Genomic DNA, 20702 nt, shown 5'->3' with positions numbered 1-20702 from the left:
AACAGACATGGATCGTTTTCCGGCCCACATTATCGCCCTACTTGCCGCTCTTCTTTTCGCCTCTACAGCTCAAGCACGATTGATTACAGCCACGAATTCAGATTCAACAACAGTGGACCCTGTCGTTAAATGGGGAACCTTATCCAACTGGTTCGATAACGGGATGTATCCACATGTGGTTGAGCGATCTGTATACATTGCGGATCACGGCAAGGTCTTTGACGTGAACATCACTGTCAATTGGTCCAAATTCGATACGCTATACGAAACAGACATTTGGCTTACCAGCCCATCGGGAGCTAGCGTCTATTTGTTCGGAGACATCCTTAAGCACTACATGCCTCAGAACGGGGCTCACAATGTATCGATGACTTTTGACGACCAAGCCCCTAATGCTCTTCCATACGGGGAGGCGCACTCGGGCACCTTTAACCTCGGCGGCGCTCTCTCTGCATTCAATGGATCTTTTGTGACTGGCGATTGGACGTTGACGATTGCTGATTACGAAATTTGGTCTGCAACATATTTTGATTCTTTCACGCTAGACATCTGGACTGACGCCAGAGCTGTCGCGGAGCCAAGCACTATAACGCTCCTTGGGATAGCTCTCATAGGGTTGGGCTTTGCACGTCGCCGAAAGTCCATCCAAAGTAATTAGCCTCAAGAACTTGAGCTAATATTTGAGGGTGAAATTAAAAAATGGTCGAGAGGATATGCCCCTAGGCACGCCAAACCTTAAAACCATTTCTCTACAGACGAATAGAGTAACCAGACCACTCCGAAGCTCGTCAGTATTGGGGGTATTTTTGGGGGTACACAAAAACAAAAAAACCAATTTAAATTTATTTTTCAGACCCTTAGAAATCCAAACCAGTGGAAGCTGGGCCCACCATTTCACACTCCCCATACCCATTTTTGGCAACATCCAGAGACGGTCCACAGTCTCAACGGCTCAGCCACCGACAGGGCAAAGCCCTTTAGAGCAGCTTTGGCTGGAACCTCGCCCCAAACCCAAAAGACTTATCTTTATCCTGACGCGAACATTAGTGAGAAATCACCGGGCAACAAAAAAGCCCCGGCGGAACCGGGGCTTTCCAGCAGCCTTTGTGCAAGTGGGATCAGCTGACTTTGCGGCGTGCAACGCCCAAACCAACCAGCCCCAACCCCAGGAGAACCAACGAGCCGGGCTCAGGCACCGACACATCTGTTCCCAGCGGGACAATGTGACTGATAACCCACTGGCTATCACCAGGGTCCGGCAGGTTCAGACCCGCAGGTAAGAGTGACGTATCAAATACCGCCCAGCCCTGATTAAATTCGTTTTCCAACAGAGCCCAGACACCAGATTTTTTCAACAGGATATATTGTGACTCGTAAGAGAGTTCAAACGCATAAATCGAGGACTCACCATCCACCAGTAATGCTTCTTGATCTGGAACCTTATTGGCCTCTACATAGGTTGTTGGGCCCACACCATCCTCGGCGAGCAGATTGTTTACCCAACACAACTCGGATGCGTGCCCACTCCCTGAAGGGCCACTGGTACAAGCGCCATCCGGGTTTTCATTCAGGTTGTCGGTATACCCGATCAGCCCGTCCAACTCACCTACATCCACGCCATCAAGCATATACGCCGAAGCTCCGCTGGCCATTATCATTGATACAGCCACTGCTGCGGACTGAATAAGCATCTTCATCACTTTTTCTCCCCCATCCTAGGGATTCTTATGTTCCTTGCCTTTTTCAAACGGGCGACGAAATCTCTCCGTACACACCACTTTCACCGCATCGATAAAGAAAAAAGCATCTAAACTCGCACTCGCCTTTCCGATTACAAATTTGATGCCAACAAAAATAAACCCTATTTAAAGCAGAACTCTATATATCTAGACACCGGACCTCATCGAATAACATGTATTATTTTGCAACACCCAGTAAAGCCGCCCGAAAGCGGGTAGCGGCATATAATAGTCCGAACGACCTTAAACACACCGGCTGCTAAATTTCCCACCCCGAAGCCATTCTTTTGTGACGCTCTCGAGCGATCCGTACGTCATAAGACTACGACAAGGAACAACGCAGCCACGAGAAGTGGCGGCCAAACTCGAGCCTGGGAGACACCCGGCCATGTAAAAAATGCTGACGTTTTATCCACAACATCCCAAGAATCCTCAACTTTTTTAGGGGGAACATCTTTAAACCTGTGATAAGCCTGGACCGCTCAGGCAGGGGCCGAAGGAAAGCAATGGCTGTCTCGCAATGGCCCGGTCTTGATAAGGTCGGGGCAAGGCAAGGTACTCATTTCAGTAGAGCAAAGAATAGGCACAGGCCGGGCCTGTGATGCAAGTTGCCAAAGATTCAGCGGTTTTTCATTGATACCTATATTTTTGGTCCGATGGGTTCGAGTCTTCTTCGACTCCCTCCCTAGACCTTCGCGAAGAACCGGAAAGTTCCGGCGCTCCGCGCTGAATTCGCTCGGCCATTACCGCTTCCAGTCACTGTCGATCATTTTTACATCCCAGAAAGTGACGGAATATTTCACAGCAATTTTAAGAAGCATTTAACAAATCGGTTATCGACATGTATTGACATAATATCCTGTTTTTTCTCGGGGTAATTTTCTCTGTGCAGGAAGAAAAATTACATCTTTGGAACCAACATGTACTGGCACGATCTCTGCTCAAGTTCATTGGTAGTACCTGCTTCTAGGACGGCACGCCATCAAGGCACCAGCCTCCAGGAGCGAAACCAGGGGCTCAGGGAAGGTCATTGTGTTGTTAGAGAGGATGCCGTTACGCCCCGATTAATTGAACGCAGGTGGTGAATGTGGAAAGGGAATTGAAAGGAGTTGGTGTCAGTGCGGTGACCACTCTGCTTTTGATCCCATACGCAGACCTGAATTCACACTTCCACAGAAGAGTGCAAACGATGTTCAAGAAAATCCTACCCATGTTGGCCTTCCTTGCTTTTGCAGGAACGGCGTACGCAGTTCCCACGACCTTCAACTTCTCGTGCGACGGCACCGTAGACCCTGCTAATTGCGCCGGGGATGAAGGCGGTTCGATTACTATCGATTACTTCGCTAATGGAGGAGGTGGCTATACATATGAAATTGAAATTGACAATGTCTCGATAGATGCACTCGTTACCGGTTTTGGCTTTGATTTCACGCCGGATTTCGTGTTTTCAAACATGTCAAATTTCTATATCGAGCGTTTAGAGGCTGACGGAACTTACACAGATGTTACCAATAACTGGAATGTCTCGGAGGGTACTCAGAGCGTCAGCAATGGCGAGTCTTTCAACGGTGTTTTTCTCGACTTCATTGACTTCGATGCTGCACAGACAGGCAACGTTAACAACTACGCTGTCGACAACTTTGGAGTTTTGGACGGTTTTGCCAGTTTCGACTATACGGAGATGCTGACAGTTGATGGAGCCCTCATGCGACTGCAGCGGACTGGACTCAATGGTGAAGGCAGTCTTAAACTCGTTGACTTGGATACAACACCGAGAGAAGTACCTGAGCCGGGCACTCTTGGACTGTTAGGATTGGCTCTCGCTGCACTTGGTTTCAGACGGCGTCTTTTTTAACCGAGCCTATGGGACACAAGGTGAATTTTGGCCCCGCAAAGCGGGGCCTTTTACTTTAAGCCTGAACTCAGGTCTCAGACCAATCAGCCCCTAACACGACCTTCAGAGCCGAAAGCCTTATCGTGTCAGTTTTATTTACAGCCTGGCACGAGGCTCTATCGTCTAATACTTTCGCCAATGCCGAGCCGAAGCCGCGTTCTGCCAACCCGAATGTCAACGTCGATATCCGGCCAACTTACCGAGCCAACAGGCTCATATTGGCATGAAAATCAATATGAGCTCACTGACGCGCTTCAAGCATCCGATCTATCTGCGCTTCATTGCGGGACTTCTTTGTTGCTGACGCCAAAGCGCTTTCATCACTACCACATTGCATTCCCCTCCAAGCCGCCGCCGCACACTGACACCCCGGGGAAAGCTGGTCGTTCCGGTAGCCTCCCATCCGGCTCACAAATCTTGTGCGATAGCCACAATAAAAAACTCCTTGCTCTTGATATCAAGCATCCCTGAGTACGACTGACCGTGCGGTAAGTTTTACTGGCACCGTGCCCGACCACGGTTCTCCTATGGGAAGTAAATCCAAGGAACATTGAAGCCATTCACATTTTCAGCATTCAACGAACCTTGAAGCCATACCACGCAAACAGAATAAACATGCCGTTACCTTCTGTTTTATCAATATTTTTTCCTGACTTCGTGCGACTCATGATCGACCGAAGCCAAATGCCCGTCAAATAGGTCAACGTCCGAAACTACAGATCCCCATAAAATCAAACCTGAACAAACGTACCAGTCAGTTTTCTCTGCACGTCGGAGAAGGACCGGACAGAAAAATAAAGAGACGATGGAGTGTATGTATGGCTTTCGCTTCCCGGTTATCAGTACGGGCGGTTTCCCTCACGCTGATGTCCCTCACTACCCCCCCTTTTGCCAACGCCAGCATGGGCAACCTCGGCACCAGTTACGGCGTCATGCCTGTCGATGTGGCCACGGCCCAGTCAATGTCCATGTTCAACAGCCAGGTCTCGGCCACCTATTACAACCCGGCTTACCTCACCAGCGATCCTCGTGGAGAGCTGACTACCGGCATCCTTCATGCGGAACAGGAACTCCGGTCCGCGAACCCCAATGCCAACGGCGACATTCTGTCCAACACGCCGAGCCAGCATGTGCTGATCGGCATGAAAACCAATCTGGGTTCGCTGACCCGCTACGACCATCCGATCTATCTCGGCTTTATTGCGGGCGTGGAAAAGTACGGCAAGGAAATGCTGGCCTTCAGTTCCGAGACCAGCGAGTCCGGGCAATACCTGCAGTACGGCAAGGAACCCCTGTTCCTGAACATTGGTGCTGCTACCCCAATCTGGCGAGGTGTTGCAGCAGGTGTGTCAGCACGAATCACGCTGGACGCCACGGCAAAACTCGATGCGGTATCAACCCTCGGCGGCGAAACCAGCCGCGAGCGCCTGTCGGTCAATGCAGAGCCCTCGCTGAAGACCATTCTGGGGGTCAGCGCGGACCTGCGCAGCACCTTCTGCCCGGACCGGGACTGTTACCTGCAGGGCTGGGAAGTCGCCACGGCCTATCGGACCAAGTCGTCGGCGTCCACCACCGTCGATTCCAACATCATCGTTACCCAGACCATTCCGGATCCGGGCCTGAGTCTGGCGGTATCCACCATCGATTCCTTCCAGCCGGAAACCCTCGTTCTGGGTGCCCAGTACGAGACAGAGAACTGGCGCATCGGTGGCTCCCTTGAACAGCAGAACTGGTCTGATCTGGAGAAGGAATTCACTTCAGACACCATCAAGGATCAGCAATCGGTTTCATCGGCCGATCGCATCCGCTTTGATGACATTGTGATTCCCCGGCTGGGCGCCGAAACCCGCCTGAACCCGAATTTTGCGCTGCGTGGCGGCATCGCCTTCGAGCCCTCCCCGCTCAAGACAACCCGCAATCCCGAAATCAACTACCTGGATACGGACAAGATTGTTCTGGGCCTGGGTTTCAGCGCCACCTACGACCGAACCCGCCTGCTGGCCTACCCGGTACGGTTTGACCTGGGCTACCAGTACCAGCAGCTGCAGGAACGGGATTTCACGCTGGTGGATACCTCAGGCGCGGAAACCGAGGTCACCGCCGACGGCGATATTCATGTGTTCAGCGGTTCAGTCACGTTGAAGTTCTGAAGGGAGGTGGAACCATGAAACTAAAACAACCGGCAGTCCTCATCCCTACCCTGCTACTGGCGGCCTGCGGCGGTGAAGAGCAAACCATGAAGGAACCCACGCCGCCCGCATCGGTGGTGTACTCCTATCCGGCAGACGGGCAGACCGGCGTCAGCCCCTCCAGCGACATTATCCTGCGCTTCTCCCATGCGCTGGCCGACAGCGAGGAAGAGCTGAAAGACAAGATTTTGATCAGCCAGGGGGAGAACCCTGTGGACTTCACCGCGACCCGCCTGGATCAGGGCCGCAGCCTGAAACTCACGCCAACCAGTGGACTGCTGACCCGCTCCCACTATTCGGTCGAGTTTACCGACTCCCTGGCTGCCTTGGGCGCCAGTGCTATTTCCACGCCCAATGCCGTGGGTGCCGAGGGCGTCCAGTTCTCCACCCGCGGTGAGTACACGGGCATCCCCTCGCTCGATCACATGGGCGAGCGCTTCGCGGTGGAGCAGATGATCCCCTCACCGGGGCATCACTTCCAGCCGATGGACTTTTCCACCTTCCGGCTGATGCTGAGCCAACCCGTCCATCCGGACTGGCGTAATCAGGGCGGCAAGATCCGGCTACAGGACGCCAATGGCGAGCCTGTCCCGACCAATGTTCTGGTGGACAACAACCGGATCGTCATCGATCCCTGTATGACGGACACCATCAGTCACTGCGGGACCAAGAACGATGAGCTGGCATCGGACCAGTCCTACACCCTGACGATCCAGAACCTGCCCAACCTGGCGGGCACGGACACCCTGAACTTCAACGAAACCTTCACGCCCAGGGAATCCGGCCCAACGGTGGTGCTGTTGCAGCACCTTGTGGACTCCGGCTTGCTGGAAGGCGCCAGCCACGCAGACGCCAGGAAATCGGTGTTGAACGGGCAGGTGATCAATGGAGTAACGCTCAATTCTGTGCTGCTGGGTAACGCTGGTCCGGCTCAACAAGCCGGCGGACTGTTTGCCGAACTGGCCTACGCACCGTCGTTTGCCGCTGACGAGGCCCTGCCACTTCGAATTCCCCGGGGTAGCCTGCTAACCGGTACCAGCCTGGATGTGCGTATCAACGGCCAGGTTCAGGTGGTGAACGCCGAGACGGGCGTGGATCAGAACACGGGTGAGCTTAGCGTCACCATGCTGACGGACGCATCCGGCTACCTGAGCCCCAATCCCTATACCAACGATCTGAACGCGCCACGCCATGTCACCCTGTTTATGGATGTGGCCATGCACAGTGCCGCAGCCCAACCCAACGCCTCGCTGTCACAGAATCTGCTCGGTGTCGAGTTGCACGGGATCGCAATTGTGCAGGACGGCGTGTTGACCATTGACGCCATCGGTACCGTCGAGCCCGAGCTGCTTGGCCAGGAATACGCCAACGCCACGATTGCGTTTCGCATCGAGGCCGCCACCGACGTCGATTCTGCTCTGGATGCGGAAGAACTGTGGAGTCCGGACAGCACCAGCCCGACACTGGTCAGCTGGATGCCAGGGGCTGAAGACTCCCTGCCGGCCGGCCGCCAATCCATGCAGCGCCCGGGCGATCCAGTCATTCTGAACTTCGACGAACCTCTGGATCCAGCGTCTCTGGACAGCGGCATCACCCTGTTCGAGAACGGGGCTCCGCTATCGGATCTGTCGATCAAACTCGATGGTACCGTGGTGGTGATCAATCCGGAGGGTGGCCTGAAGCACGGCGCGGCCTATGAACTGTCGACGGACGGGCTGACGGACATCGCCGGCAACCCGGTCACAGAAGCCCCGCTGTCCTTTACCCTGGACGATATTGGCACCGGTAACAGCGGTGTCATCCAGCGCTCGCCCCTGGCCCTGACAACCTACCCGGGCTACCCCTGCGTAACGCACAACCTGGACCTGGCCAACGGTTCCCATGGTTTCTGTAACGATGCGGTATCCCAGTCCGGCGGTTCCCTGAACTACCCGGACGGACAAAGCCCGGATGAACTGCCGGTCACCGAGCTACCGGCTGACCGCCCCATCACGGTGGTGTTCTCGCAGTCCATGGATCTGGCCTCAATTCACGCCGGAACCTTTGTTGTCGAGCAAGTGTCTGGCGACCTCATCAGCAGTTCCCCGGTGGCTGGTCGTCTGGAAAAGAGCAATCAGCGTATCCGGTTCTTCCCTGACAAACCCTGGCAGGAAGGCCACCTTTACCGTTATACGCTGATGTCCCGACAGGGGGGACAGTGCAGTTCCAATGGCGCTGAGCCGTCGTTTATCTGCGGGGAAAATGGCCTGGCGCTGCAAACCGACCTGCTGGTCAACCCGGTGGATGTGGGCGGCCCGGACCTGAGCATTTACTTCCGGGGCACTGCAGCGACCGACACCGTATTTACGGCACTTCGAAACCTGCCGGTTCGGGATACCAACTCAAACTACGAGATCGATTGCGGTGCCCTTGGCGGCAAAAACTGCCTGGAACCGTTCAGCCACACAGGGGATGGTCAGGGTGGCTACCTGCCGTCCGCCAATGCCACCAAACTGATCGTGAACCCGGATCGGGAGCCGAGCGTTTTGGGCTCCTCCAAGAGCGAGGCCCGTGTAGGCTGCAAAACCAGTGGAGCGGATTGCCCAACCAACAAATTCATCTACCAGACCTATGGCCTGAATACTGAGATTATTGGACCTGCAGTCGATCCGGAAACCGGCAAGCCGGGCGTTCGCGTGTACCTCTACCCCACGCTTCTGGCCACTACCTCGGTGGATGTATTCCTGGAAGACGGCAATGGTTTGACGGATGTATTGCTGGACCCAGACGATCCGCAGGTCACCGGCCCACAAATCCTGCGTATGCGTTATGCCAAGGATGACCCGTCGTGCACCGAAGAACCCTGCCGTCGCAGTGGTCTGATTCCCGGCATGATTATCGAAAACGATGAAGGCAAGCCGACCTTCAAGGCGTCAGCCGCTTTGACGCTGGATGCGCCTGAACTGCACCTGCCTCTGGGGGGTATCCTGCGGCATAACCTGTTCAGCTATCCGTTCACCCTGAATATCGAAGGTCCCATCACCTTCTTTGACGACGGCCGGATGCAGATTGAGCAACGCAACATTGTCGACCCTGGCCGTGGTTTTGATGCCCCCCAGATCAACGTGCTGGTGACCACAGAAAGCGACGCGCTTAATGCAACGCTGGACTTTGGTTCCTGCCTGCTCGGATTGCTCAGCTTCGACCTGGGCGGCTGTCAGGACCTGCTGGACCCGCCGGCAAGCGACGAAGATGGTGCTGTTTTCATTCCTCTGATGATTCCGGACGGGGGGCTTTACCTGAACTTTATTTCCAACCCGGTTCACGAATTACCGGCAACACCATAGGGCAGGCCGTGCTCCTTTCGGGCCAGCTTTTTGAGCTGGCCTTTTTTCTTTGCCCCTGCCCACTTTTCGCACAACGATGAATCCTGTTAATCTGGTTGCAGAATGAAACCACGATACCGATAACAACAATCCAGGAGAGCTGCCCGATGGAAAACGGCACCCATTACCGTACATGCCACCTTTGCGAAGCCATGTGTGGCGTCGTCATCGAAACCAGCGATGGGCGCATCACATCCATCAAAGGGGATGACAACGACCCCCTGAGTCGCGGTCATATTTGCCCGAAAGCTGTCGCCCTGCAGGATCTCCATGAGGATCCGGAGCGCCTTCGTCGCCCGGTACGCAAAACCGAATCCGGCTGGCAGGAAATGGACTGGGATGAGGCTCTGGACCTGGTCGCCGAAAAGCTCCACCAGACCCGCCAGGAGTTTGGCCGCAACAGTGTCGGCGTCTATCTGGGCAATCCGAACGTCCACAATCATGGCGCGCTGGTCGCCGTTACCCCGCTGATGCGAGCCATTGGCAGCCAGAACCGGTTCTCCGCCACATCCAACGACCAGCTGCCTCACATGCTGACCAGCCTGGAGATGTTCGGGCACCAGATTCTGTTCCCGATTCCCGATATCGACCATACCGACCTGTTCATCTGCATTGGCGGCAATCCAATGGCCTCCAACGGCAGTTTGATGACGGTCCCGGATTTCCGTGGGCGGATCAAGGAACTGAAAGGCCGGGGCGGCAAAATGATCGTTATTGACCCCCGCCGAACCGAAACGGCCAAGCTGGCGGACGAGTTCCACTTTATCCGCCCCGGCAGCGACGCTTTCCTGCTCATGGCCATGGTGCACACGCTATTTGCCGAAGACCTGGTCGACCTGGGTGCCGCGGAGCACCTGGCCAAGGACGTGGATCTGCTGAGACTGGCCGCCATGCCGTTCACGCCAGAGGCCGCCAGCTCGCATACCGGCATTTCGGCCGAGGACATCCGACACCTGACCCGGGAATTCGCCAACACACCGAAAGCCGCGCTCTATACCCGCATGGGCACCAGCACCCAGGTGTTCGGTGGCCTCGCCACCTGGCTGGCATCCTGCCTGAACATACTGGCGGGCAAGCTGGACCGACCAGGAGGTATGCTGTTCACCCAGCCGGCGATTGATCTGGTCGTGCTTGGCGCACTGGCGGGACAGAATGGCCACTTCGGCAATCGGTACAGCCGGGTCAAGGGCCTGCCAGAATTCGGCGGCGAATACCCCGCCAGCACCATGGCCGATGAAATCCTCACGCCCGGTGAGGGCCAGATTCGGGCATTTGTCACCGCTGCCGGCAATCCGGTGTTGTCGAGCCCCAATGGGCGGCGGCTGGAGGAGGCCTTCGAGCAGCTGGACTTCATGGTGTCGGTGGATTACTACATCAACGAAACCACCCGCCATGCGGACGTCATCCTGCCTCCAACCGCGGCCCTGGAACGCAGTCACTACGACCTGATCTTCAGCATCTTCGCGGTCCGAAACAGCGCCAAATACAGTGAACCCCTGTTCGATCCCGGCCCGGACGCCAGGCACGACTGGCAAATCATGCTGGGACTTGCCCACCGTCTGGAACGGCTGAAAAAGGGCGGCAGCCTGCCCCTGCGCGCCGAACTGGGCTGGCGGGCCTTCCAGCAGATTGGTCCGGACCCCATTCTGGACATGCTCCTTCGTTCCGGTCCCTATGGCATGAATGCAGGCCCACTGAGGGGGGTCGCGGAGCCTGCTATTGACCTGGTTCTGGATCTATTGCCCGGCCGCCACCCCTTGCGCGGTCTTGCCAAACTTAGCCCGCTCAACCGGCACTGGAACGATCTGCCCAAGGGTCTTTCGTTGTCGGTGCTCAAGGACAACCCCAACGGCGTGGACCTTGGTCCGCTGAAGCCTTCGCTTCCGGATCGCCTGTTCACCCGGGATGGCAAGATCCACATGGCGCCCAGAAGATTCCTGCAAGATGTGGAGCGGCTGTTCGAACAACTCGGGCAAGGGGCGTCCGACGAACTCCTGCTGATTGGCCGGCGCCATGTGCGGAGCAATAACTCGTGGATGCACAACAGCCAGCGCCTGGTGAAGGGCAAGGACCGGTGTACCCTGATGATTAGCCCCAAGGATGCCAGCCGGCTGGGTCTGCAGGCCGGAGATTCCGCTGAAATCAGTTCCGAGGGCCGGACCATTGTGCTGCCCGCAGAAATTACCGAAGACCTGATGCCCGGCGTGGTGTCCATCCCCCATGGCTGGGGCCATAACCGGGACGGCATCCAGCAATCCGTTGCATCGGCCCACGCCGGTGAAAGCATCAACGATGTCCTGAGTGACGACCAGATTGATCCGCTGGTAGGCACTTCCGTATTGAATGGACAGGCAGTTTCAGTCAAAGTCTGGCGCCCTGACCGAAAGCGCAAACGCGCCTGACCATTGAATAGGGGGTAATCATGCCGCAGTGGCTACAGTGGGCTCTGATTGTTGGGGGCCTGATCGTGATCGTGATACTGCTGGCCGTGATTCGTCGACAGCTGTCCGGTGTTGCGGAACAGCGCATCCGCAAGCAAAAGGCCGAGGCCTTTCAGAAGCAGCGCCGGACGGACATGATCGAGAGCATTCGCGTGATTGCCATGGCGGTGGAAGCGGACCAGATCGAGTATTCGGAAGCGTGTCTGCGCTTGAAAGGGCTGCTGGACCATGTGCAGCCCGAGTTGCTCGATCAATCCCCGTACCAGGTATTTCAACAGGTCCACGACAAACTTCAGCACATGCCCACCCACCGGGCCAGAAAGGCGACGGACAAGAAGCTGGTGGCCAAGATGGACAAAGAACGTTTCGCAGTAGAGAAAGAATACGGTGAAGCCATTCAGCAGGCGGCGTCGGCCATCCGACAACATACCTTTCGAGACGCATGAGACCTGGAGCAGGGCTTTTTGTAAACTTTTGTATCTATCAAGTTAATCATTCTCTGTCGCCAACAAGAGAAATCAACACCTTCCACCACCGCTGAAATGTGACACAGTGCTCATTATTTGGCGTCGGTAATCCCTGACTTTCCTTTTCCCGCCCTTTGTCTAAATTAACTAATAGGGTACTGCGAAGTTAACGCGGTTTACGGACCCTTGGCGATTTTCTCCTGATTGGTTTGGATACCTCTTGTGAATACCTCTGCAACAAGCGGGTGAGCTTGCCGGCCCATGGGCCGGCTTTTTTATGCTTGACAGCAAATCACACGACTTACTGCGCCATCATTCCAGCCATAGCTAACGCGGTATCTTTTTTCGCCACCAGCTCGTCGAACCGGGCATGTACCTTTGCCTCGTCCAGGCCCAGAGACTCGAACACGGCCGCCGGAACCGGCTCACTGGCACCCGGCGACAAACCGCGCTCGACCAACAACTGACGACCGAGCCAGAGCAGTTTCGCGTACACGCTGTGCCGGCCATCGTAACCGCTGTGTTTCTGATAACGGAGCGCGCTCGCCACCTCCTCCGGCATCCCCCAGTTTTCCATCAACAGGGCGCCAATCTGTTCGCGGGTAATGCCCAGCAGATACTGTTCGATGACCGAGGAATCGATGTTGGGATTCGCCTCGAGGGAACGACACACCAGCTTGAGATGCGGGGGAAACACGTGGCCCAACACCAGGAAACCAAAGTTGTGCAGCAGGCCGGACAGATAGGCAAGACCAAACAAGGGTCGTTTGCCCGAAGGCATCAGCGTACACAAAAGACCGGCTGCCTGAGCCTGCCAGATAGCCTGCTGCCAGCTTTCCATATACCCTTCCGGGTGGTGTCCCTGAGACGGTTTGAGAACGAGCCCCAGCGCCATGTTCATCACCAGTTCGAAACCAAGTACTCTGGAGACCGCATCATGAACCGAGCGCACCTGTCCGACAGGAGCGCCTGGAGAGGATGACGCCCAGCTGAATACCTGGGCCGCAAGAGCGGGATCGCTTTCCACGACATCCACCAGATCATCCATCACAGTGTTGGGGTCCATCCGGAGATGAACAATACGCTGGGCGGTTTCCGGCAGCGGTGGAAACTCTAAAATATCCTTGATCCGTTGCTGGATGCGCAGACCGGTAAACTTGGTTATGGCCCGGCGAAACTCTTTCTGATCGCGCTCTGAATCGTTCAGGCTCCATAAACTCGGGCCCACAGAAACTGCAAATGCTATTCGTCTCGCCTCTTCTGTCAGCGATTGGAAGTCTTCCCCGGACAGATGAAGCGTTCGGCCTTGCTCCCCCAGTTCGAGCCTCACTGACGACAGCTGGTCCACCTGGGGATCAACCACTGTTTCGCTGTGGGTAAAGTTTGCCAGTGTGGGCAGCTCCACCACGCCCGTACTCCTGCCGAAACGGGGTGATTCGGGCCGACCAACCACCTGTAGCTGCCGCCCAAGGTGTGCATTGATTTGTTCGATATCTACCAGATCGTTCTTGCGGCATACCAGTTGTATCGCGCCCTGGTCGTCGCCAAGCAGCACCATTCGCAGACAGTTGAACTCACCGGCCCGACCGTCGTTAACCACAGACGAGCCTGGGGACAACTCCTCAAGGGTTCGTTCAAATGCTCCGGTTTTTTTCATAATTATGTCCCGAATCATACTGCATGACCCGCATCGGATCTGCTTGCGCCTTCTCCCGGAGGCGAAAAGTTTTTCTTTAGGGCCTGCCCCACGTCACGGCTTGGCCGATACGTCGTACAAGACCACTCAAGTAATCAGACATCTCCGTAACGAATCCGCTCACCCAGCCAGCGCCGGATGAGCGCATCAACCACGGCCGGCGTCTGCAACAAGGGTGGTGCCATCTCCCGAACAGGTTCAATCCACCCCTTGTCCCGTTCGAAATCCGCCAGCCGGAACTGCATCATGCCTGTCTGGCGAGTACCCAACACTTCCCCCGGGCCACGAATCTCCAGATCCTTTTCGGCAATCACAAAGCCGTCCTGGCTGTCACGCAGGGCCTGCAAACGGGCCTTGCCGTTGTTGGACAGAGGCGGGTGGTACATCAGCACACAGAAACTGGCCTGTTCACCACGCCCTACCCGACCACGCAGCTGGTGCAATTGAGCCAGGCCAAGACGCTCGGGGTTTTCAATAATAATCAGGGAGGCGTTCGGCACATCCACCCCCACCTCGATGACTGTGGTGGCCACCAGCAAGTCCAGCTCCCCCACTTTGAACCGGTCCATGACCTCGGCTTTTTCAGTGGCCTTGAGCCGGCCATGCACCAGGCCCACTTTGAGTTCCGGCAACCTGCGGGCCAGTTCTTCCGCCGTGGCTTCAGCGGCCTGACACTGCAGGGCTTCGGACTCTTCAATCAGGGTACAGACCCAATACGCCTGACGTCCCTGGGTACAGGCCTTACGCACCCGCTCGATGATCTCCTCCCGGCGACTGTCCGGAAGCACGATGGTCTCGATGGGTTTGCGTCCGGGGGGCAACTCGTCAATCAGAGAGGTATCCAGATCCGCATAGGCACTCATGGCCAGGGTTCGGGGAATGGGGGTGGCCGTCATGATCAGCTGGTGGGGTGCCAGTTGCGAGCCTACTCCTTTCTCTCTCAGCGCCAGTCGCTGGTGGACACCGAAGCGATGCTGTTCATCCACAATCACCAGTGCCAGTCGCTGAAATTCAACGTCGTCCTGAAACAGAGCGTGTGTGCCGATCACAACCTGGGCAGCCCCGGAACGGACTGCCTCCAGCGCGTCCAGGCGGGCCTTGCCCTTTACTTTCCCGGACAACCAGGCCAACTGAATACCCAGTGGCTCCAGCCAGGCCCGAAAATTATTCAGGTGCTGCTCCGCCAGAATTTCAGTTGGCGCCATCAACGCCACTTGGGCCCCGGCGCTCAAAACCTGCAGTGCCGCCAGGGCCGCGACCACCGTTTTACCGGAACCCACGTCCCCCTGCACCAGACGCAGCATGGGCAGAGGCTGGCTCAAGTCCTGCCGGATATCAGCAACGACGTGTCGCTGTGCCTGAGTCAGCTGGAAAGGCAGGTATTCCAGAAACCGTTCCACCAGGTCACCCGATGGCAGCAACGGCAGAGCCTCGCGCTGCTGAATCTGTTGCCGCACCTTGAGCAGACTCAACTGGTGCGCCAGCAATTCTTCCATGACCAGTCGCTGCTGGGCCGGATGCTTGCCTTCGACCAGGAGATGGACCGGCGCATGGGCCGGCGGTGAGTGAACAGTCTGAATGGCGTCGTTGATGTCGGGCAACTGATAATCCGCCAATAATGGGGCAGGCAACCAGTCCCGAACGGGAAAACGCTTCAGATAACCCAGTGCCTGTTGGCACAGGGCACGAATTCTGGGCTGCTGTATGCCTTCGGTGAGCGGATAGACCGGCGTCAGTGTGGCCTGCCCTTCAGCGGGCATGGGAGGGGGATTCACCTGGTACTCGGGATGGTAAAACTCGAAACCGGCACGGCCGGGCCTCACCTCACCGAAGCAGCGGACCCGGGAACCCTCACTCAGCTGCTTTTTCTGGGCGGCATTGAAATGAAAAAACCGCAGCGCGAGGAAACCACTGTCATCTTTGAGGGTCACCTGCAGGCTTCGACGCCGACCCATGACCAGGTCGGCCTTCATGACTTCCCCTTCCACCAGTGCCACATCCCCGATTCGCAAGCTACCGATGGGCATCAGGCGGGTTCGGTCTTCATAGCGGTGCGGCAGGTGGAACAGCAGGTCCTGCAGAGACGAGATGCCGAGCCTGGCCAGCTTGTCTGCGAGAGCGCCGCCGACCCCCTTCAACTCGGTGACCGGGATGTCTTCCAGCGACACCATGAGGCGGGTCAGGCCTGCTCAGCCACGGCGGGGGTTTCCGACTTTGCCTTCTCGATGACCCGGCACTGGCTGGCCGCCAGCGAAAGCATATCGATGGCCTTGGGCCGCGGGAAGGTCACCCGCCAGGCCAGTGCCACGGTGCGGAAAGGAACGGGCGAGGAAAACCGGCGAACGGCGATGATGTCGTCCGGATAATGCATGGCCGTCGCCGCCGACAGGGGCAGGACGGTAATCCCCAGACCCGAGGCTACCATGTGGCGGATGGTTTCCAGGGAGCTGCCCTCGGTGACCAATGCCGGTTCGGTCGCATCGGCCTTGCGGGTGACGGCTTCGACCAGAGGCGGGCAGGACTCCAGCACCTGGTCCCGGAAACAGTGACCGGGGCCTAACAGCAGCAGTTGTTCCTTGGCCAGCTCTTCGGGTGTCAGCTGTTCTTTCTTCGCCAGCGGATGGGCGGCGGGCAACAACACCACAAACGGCTCATCGTACAACGGCAGGGTCACCACTTCCGGCTCTTCGAACGGGAGGGCGATGATGATCGCGTCCAGTTCGGACCGACGCAGTTTCTGACGCAGATCGGCCGTATAATTTTCCTCGATGTAGAGGGGCATCTCCGGCGCCGCACGCCGGAGCTCCGGCAACAGGTGCGGGAACAGGTAGGGCCCGATGGTGTAGATGGCACCCACTTTGAGCGGGGAGTTAAGCTGATTCTTGCCATCCTGAGCCATATCCTTGATGACGCCGACCTGGTCCAGAACCCGCTGTGCCTGTTCGATGATTCGCTGGCCGGTTTCGGTGACCCGGATGCTGCTCTTGCTTCGCTCAAAGAGGGGCACACCCAGCTCCTCTTCAAGCTTTTTAACCGCAACGCTCAGGGTGGGCTGGCTAACATGACAGCGCTCAGCAGCGCGGCCAAAATGCTTTTCCCGGGCGAGGGTAACAACGTATCGTAGCTCTGTGAGTGTCATGACGAACTCCGGTCACAGTCTGGCAAACCAGCTTTTACTTATTTATGAGCCACAGCATAAGGATTGATAAAGCCTATGGCAACGTATGAACCCACTCAGCCTCCCCGGATCCTGGTTGCCGGCTGCGGTAAGCTTGGCGGGGCCATTGCGCAGCGCCTGTCCACGTCCGCCAAAGTCTTTGGCTTGCGGCGAAATCCGGACCGGGTTCCCGAAGGCGTCCAGGGTGTCCGGGCCGATCTGAGCAAACCGGACACCCTGGCCGGCATCCTGCCGGATAACCTCAACGTCGTTATCTATTGCCTTACGCCGGCCAGCTACGACCAACAGGGCTACCGGGACGCCTACGTGACCGGTCTGACCAACTTGCTGGCAGAAATCCCGCCACATTCGCTGACCCGACTGATTTTCATCAGCAGTACCAGCGTTTACTCACAGGACGACGACAGCTGGGTGGACGAGAGCAGCCCCACACGGCCCGCACGACCCAGTGGCGAGCAGATACTGCACGGAGAGCAGGCTGCCCTGAACAGTGGGCACCCCGCCACCGTGGTGCGCTTCAGCGGCATCTACGGGCCATCGAGACGGCGCTTTCTGGAGGAAGTGATCGAGGGGGGGATGAACCCGAGCTCTCCTGCTCCGTTCAGTAACCGGATACACGAGGCGGACGCCGCCAGGGTGGTCGAACACCTGGTGACGTTGAGCCTGGCGGGAACGCCTCTGGAGGACATTTACCTTGCAAGCGATTGCGAGCCGGCAAGGCTGGATGCCGTCGTCGGCTGGGTCAGGGAACAGGTGCCCTGCGCTGACCCTGTGGAGGGTGCCCGGAAAGGCGGGCGGGCAGGCAGCAAGCGCTGCCGAAACCAGAGGTTACTCGACACCGGCTTCCGGTTTGACTACCCGGATTTCAGGGCCGGTTACCGGGAAATGATGGGTCACTGATGTTCTTTGGGCAATTAAAAGGGCGGCACAGAGGCCGCCCTTTTAATGGCTGTCCGTCAGATGTTAGCTCAGCACCATGACGGCTTCCATTTCAATGGGCACACCCTTGGGCAGGGCGGCCACACCGACGGCCGCTCGAGCCGGGTACGGTTCCTGGAAGTAAGTCGCCATGATTTCATTGACCGTGGCAAAGTTAGCCAGGTCGGTCATGAAGATATTCAGCTTAACGATGTCTTTCAGGCCACCACCAGCTGCCTCACACACGGCTTTCAGATTTTCGAAAACCTGGCGGGTGTTGGCGGCAAAGTCGCCCTCAACCAGTTCCATAGTTTCTGGCACCAGCGGAATCTGGCCTGACAGGTATACGGTATCGCCCGCCTTCACTGCCTGAGAATAAGGACCGATCGCCTGAGGTGCCTGATCTGTCTGGATAATGGACTTATTGGTCATGATTTGAAACTTCCTCTCTTCAAAACGACCATCCTCCCCTCTGAAGCCGACCAGTGTCAACCAGACCCAAGTAGCAGATCAGTGGCGGACCCGGCTGATGTGAGTCACCGCACGAATGTTGCGTACCCGTCTCATCACGCGGGCCAGGTGCCTCCGGCCCTGAACGTGCAACACCAGGCTGACAACACTGAACTTGGCGTTCTGCTCCTCGACGTTGATGCGCTCGATGTTGCCATCGGCAATGGCGACAGCATTAGCCACTTCTGCAATAACGCCTCGCTTGCGCACAAGCTCCACTTTCAGGTCGACCGAGAACTCATCGGTAATATCTTTCGCCCAGTTCAGATGGGTCAACCGGGCTCGGCCTTCGTCATCGGCTGGCAGGCGCACGCAGGTATCGGAGTGAATCACCATTCCCCTGCCCGAATCCATGATACCGACCACCGGGTCGCCCGGGATAGGTTTGCAGCAGCTGGCACACCGCACCAGCAACCCTTCCACACCGCGAATGGTCACCGGACTCTGCTCGCCATTACTGCCACGTTCCTTGGTGACGTTGACTTCCGCAGTTTCTTCGGAGCCGGACAGAAGCTGCCGGGCAACCAGATAGGCCATACGGTTGCCCAATCCGATTTCACTCACCAGGTCGTCAAAGCTGTTCACCTGGTTGTGGCTGACCACCGCCTGAACCTGGGCATCACTGATATCCGACAGATTGGCACCAAAGCCCTTGAGCGATTTTTTCAGCAGGGTCTTGCCCAGCTCCAGGGACTCGGCACGCTTCTGACTCTTGAGCGTGTGACGAATACTGCTTCTGGCTTTGCCGGTAACCACAAAGCCCAGCCAGGCCGGATTGGGTCGGGCACCGGGCGCCGTGATGACCTCAACGGTCTGACCACTCTCCAGTGGCTGACTAAGAGAGCCAAGGTTCCGGTTAACCCGGCACGCCACGGCCGCATTGCCTATATCGGTATGAATGGCGTAGGCAAAGTCCACCGGCGTTGAGCCGCTCGGCAGTTCCATGATTTTGCCCTTGGGGGTGAACACGTAGATTTCATCGGGGAACAGATCCACCTTCACGTGCTCGATGAATTCCTGGGAGTCCTCCGCGCGCTCGCGCATTTCCATCAGACCTTTTACCCAGCGGTCCACACGGGCCTGGTTCACACTGGTAACACCGCTACCCTGATCCTTGTACATCCAGTGCGCCGCAATACCGTTGTTGGCAATGTGCTCCATTTCCTCGGTACGGATCTGGATTTCAATGTGCACATGCATGCCAAAAAGCGTTGTGTGCAAGGACTGGTAGCCATTGGCCTTGGGCATGGCAATGTAATCTTTGAAGCGGCCCGGCAACGGCTTGTAGAGGTTGTGGACGGCACCAAGTATGCGATAGCAGTCGTCTTCGGTGTCAGTGATAATCCGGAAGGCGTACACATCCATGATTTCGTGGAACGACTTCTGCTTGAACTTCATCTTGTTGTAGATGCTGTTCAGGTGTTTCTCACGCCCGATAATTCGTCCCGGCAGGCCTCGTTCATCCAGCTTTTCTTCCAATTTTCCGCGAATCTCTTCGATAATTTCCCGGTGACTGCCCCGCAGCTTCTGTACTGCCTTGGAGATGTACTTCGACCGCATGGGGTACAGGGAAGAAAACCCGAGATCTTCCAGTTCGGTACAAATGGAATGCATACCCAGACGATTGGCAATGGGCGCATAGATATCCAGGGTTTCAGTCGCGATGCGCTGGCGTTTCTCGTAGGGCATGGGCCCGAGGGTGCGCATGTTATGCAGGCGGTCCGCCAGCTTGACAAGGATGACCCGGATATCCCTGGCCATGGCGAGCGTCATTTTCTGGAAATTCTCGGCCTGGGCCTCGGCCCGGGAACGGAACTCAATCTGGGTAAGCTTGCTGACGCCATCCACCAGTTCAGCCACATCATCACCGAACTGCTCGGACAGGGCGTCCTTGGGGATGCCGGTATCTTCGATCACATCGTGTAGCATGGCAGCCATGAGCGTCTGGTGATCCAGACGAAGACCGGCCAGAATGCCGGCGACTGCCAGGGGGTGGGTAATGTAGCGATCGCCGCTTTTTCGCATCTGCCCTTCGTGGGCTTGCTCGGCGTAATAGTAGGCTCGCCGCACCTGATTGATGCGGCTGGTATCAAGATAGGTACTGAGCTCTTTCGCCAGCCCTTCTACCGTTGCTTCCGTCGACACCGCGCCTCCCCACTCTTCGATGATCAGGGACAAAAAAACCCGAATGCACGCATCCGGGTTCTTCCTGATCCTGCCTACAACGTCTTCGTTATAGATACACTATAAAAACGTGCAGCAGAAGATCAACGCCGTTTCAGCCAGGTACGTAATTCTACCTGCC

Annotated in this window: 13 protein-coding genes; 7 read left to right on the top strand and 6 right to left on the bottom strand. The window is 56.8% G+C overall.

The genetic code is table 11. The features are described 5' to 3' along the window. Positions 1 to 7 precede the first annotated feature (7 nt). Positions 8 to 658, top strand: a complete 651-nt coding sequence (locus K8I84_RS16615) for a proprotein convertase P-domain-containing protein (protein ID WP_223795891.1) — start codon at positions 8 to 10, stop codon at positions 656 to 658. Between the two features lie 460 nt (positions 659 to 1118). Here K8I84_RS16615 and K8I84_RS16610 read toward each other — a convergent pair whose 3' ends face one another. Then, on the bottom strand, positions 1119 to 1697 hold the full coding sequence (locus K8I84_RS16610) for a PEP-CTERM sorting domain-containing protein (RefSeq protein WP_223795890.1): 579 nt from the start codon (positions 1695 to 1697) through the stop codon (positions 1119 to 1121). A 1231-nt stretch (positions 1698 to 2928) separates the two neighbouring features. On the opposite strand from K8I84_RS16610, the gene K8I84_RS16605 reads away from it, so the two are divergent. From K8I84_RS16605 to K8I84_RS16585, 5 genes are all read left to right on the top strand, one after another. Continuing rightward, positions 2929 to 3594: a PEP-CTERM sorting domain-containing protein gene (locus K8I84_RS16605; RefSeq protein WP_223795889.1), complete on the top strand. Its 666-nt coding sequence runs from the start codon at positions 2929 to 2931 to the stop codon at positions 3592 to 3594. Positions 3595 to 4451: 857 nt separating this feature from the next. After that, positions 4452 to 5783: an outer membrane protein transport protein gene (locus K8I84_RS16600; RefSeq protein WP_223795888.1), complete on the top strand. Its 1332-nt coding sequence runs from the start codon at positions 4452 to 4454 to the stop codon at positions 5781 to 5783. Between the two features lie 14 nt (positions 5784 to 5797). Next, positions 5798 to 9148, top strand: coding sequence for an Ig-like domain-containing protein (locus tag K8I84_RS16595; RefSeq protein WP_223795887.1), 3351 nt, complete (start codon positions 5798 to 5800; stop codon positions 9146 to 9148). 146 nt (positions 9149 to 9294) lie between these two features. Then, positions 9295 to 11589, top strand: coding sequence for a molybdopterin-dependent oxidoreductase (locus K8I84_RS16590; protein WP_223795886.1), 2295 nt, complete (start codon positions 9295 to 9297; stop codon positions 11587 to 11589). Between the two features lie 20 nt (positions 11590 to 11609). After that, positions 11610 to 12074 carry a DUF2489 domain-containing protein gene (locus K8I84_RS16585; RefSeq protein ID WP_223795885.1) on the top strand — a complete coding sequence of 155 codons (465 nt, stop codon included), beginning with the start codon at positions 11610 to 11612 and terminating at the stop codon, positions 12072 to 12074. Positions 12075 to 12396: 322 nt separating this feature from the next. Here the strand turns inward: K8I84_RS16585 and K8I84_RS16580 are convergent, their stop codons facing one another. The 3 genes from K8I84_RS16580 to K8I84_RS16570 form a co-directional block, all read right to left on the bottom strand. Continuing rightward, entirely contained in the window at positions 12397 to 13752 is a 1356-nt protein-coding gene (locus K8I84_RS16580; protein WP_223795884.1) for an aminoacyl-tRNA deacylase and HDOD domain-containing protein, read from the bottom strand. Positions 13753 to 13886: 134 nt separating this feature from the next. Next, positions 13887 to 15962: an ATP-dependent DNA helicase RecG gene (recG, locus tag K8I84_RS16575; protein WP_223795883.1), complete on the bottom strand. Its 2076-nt coding sequence runs from the start codon at positions 15960 to 15962 to the stop codon at positions 13887 to 13889. Between the two features lie 8 nt (positions 15963 to 15970). Then, positions 15971 to 16930, bottom strand: a complete 960-nt coding sequence (locus K8I84_RS16570) for a hydrogen peroxide-inducible genes activator (RefSeq protein ID WP_223795882.1) — start codon at positions 16928 to 16930, stop codon at positions 15971 to 15973. Between the two features lie 75 nt (positions 16931 to 17005). On the opposite strand from K8I84_RS16570, the gene K8I84_RS16565 reads away from it, so the two are divergent. Then, positions 17006 to 17869 (top strand): NAD-dependent epimerase/dehydratase family protein, encoded by an 864-nt coding sequence (locus K8I84_RS16565; RefSeq protein WP_223795881.1) that lies wholly within the window; start codon positions 17006 to 17008, stop codon positions 17867 to 17869. Positions 17870 to 17932: 63 nt separating this feature from the next. Here the strand turns inward: K8I84_RS16565 and K8I84_RS16560 are convergent, their stop codons facing one another. Further along, positions 17933 to 18319: a RidA family protein gene (locus tag K8I84_RS16560; protein WP_223795880.1), complete on the bottom strand. Its 387-nt coding sequence runs from the start codon at positions 18317 to 18319 to the stop codon at positions 17933 to 17935. A 78-nt stretch (positions 18320 to 18397) separates the two neighbouring features. After that, positions 18398 to 20542: a RelA/SpoT family protein gene (locus K8I84_RS16555; RefSeq protein ID WP_223795879.1), complete on the bottom strand. Its 2145-nt coding sequence runs from the start codon at positions 20540 to 20542 to the stop codon at positions 18398 to 18400. Positions 20543 to 20702: the final 160 nt, after the last annotated feature.

The organism is Marinobacter sp. F4216 (assembly GCF_019931195.1).
GTDB lineage: Bacteria > Pseudomonadota > Gammaproteobacteria > Pseudomonadales > Oleiphilaceae > Marinobacter > Marinobacter suaedae.
Note: the sequence above shows the minus strand (reverse complement) of the source record. Positions and strands in the feature narration are given on the sequence as shown.

Excerpts from the sequence above, each read along its gene's own strand:
- K8I84_RS16590 (WP_223795886.1), top strand. The coding sequence starts at position 9,295 with ATGGAAAACGGCACCCATTACCGTACATGCCACCTTTGCGAAGCCATG.
- K8I84_RS16570 (WP_223795882.1), bottom strand. The coding sequence starts at position 16,930 with ATGACACTCACAGAGCTACGATACGTTGTTACCCTCGCCCGGGAAAAG.
- recG (WP_223795883.1), bottom strand. The coding sequence starts at position 15,962 with ATGGTGTCGCTGGAAGACATCCCGGTCACCGAGTTGAAGGGGGTCGGC.
- K8I84_RS16600 (WP_223795888.1), top strand. The coding sequence starts at position 4,452 with ATGGCTTTCGCTTCCCGGTTATCAGTACGGGCGGTTTCCCTCACGCTG.
- K8I84_RS16595 (WP_223795887.1), top strand. The coding sequence starts at position 5,798 with ATGAAACTAAAACAACCGGCAGTCCTCATCCCTACCCTGCTACTGGCG.
- K8I84_RS16585 (WP_223795885.1), top strand. The coding sequence starts at position 11,610 with ATGCCGCAGTGGCTACAGTGGGCTCTGATTGTTGGGGGCCTGATCGTG.
- K8I84_RS16605 (WP_223795889.1), top strand. The coding sequence starts at position 2,929 with ATGTTCAAGAAAATCCTACCCATGTTGGCCTTCCTTGCTTTTGCAGGA.
- K8I84_RS16580 (WP_223795884.1), bottom strand. The coding sequence starts at position 13,752 with ATGAAAAAAACCGGAGCATTTGAACGAACCCTTGAGGAGTTGTCCCCA.
- K8I84_RS16560 (WP_223795880.1), bottom strand. The coding sequence starts at position 18,319 with ATGACCAATAAGTCCATTATCCAGACAGATCAGGCACCTCAGGCGATC.
- K8I84_RS16610 (WP_223795890.1), bottom strand. The coding sequence starts at position 1,697 with ATGAAGATGCTTATTCAGTCCGCAGCAGTGGCTGTATCAATGATAATG.
- K8I84_RS16565 (WP_223795881.1), top strand. The coding sequence starts at position 17,006 with ATGGCAACGTATGAACCCACTCAGCCTCCCCGGATCCTGGTTGCCGGC.
- K8I84_RS16615 (WP_223795891.1), top strand. The coding sequence starts at position 8 with ATGGATCGTTTTCCGGCCCACATTATCGCCCTACTTGCCGCTCTTCTT.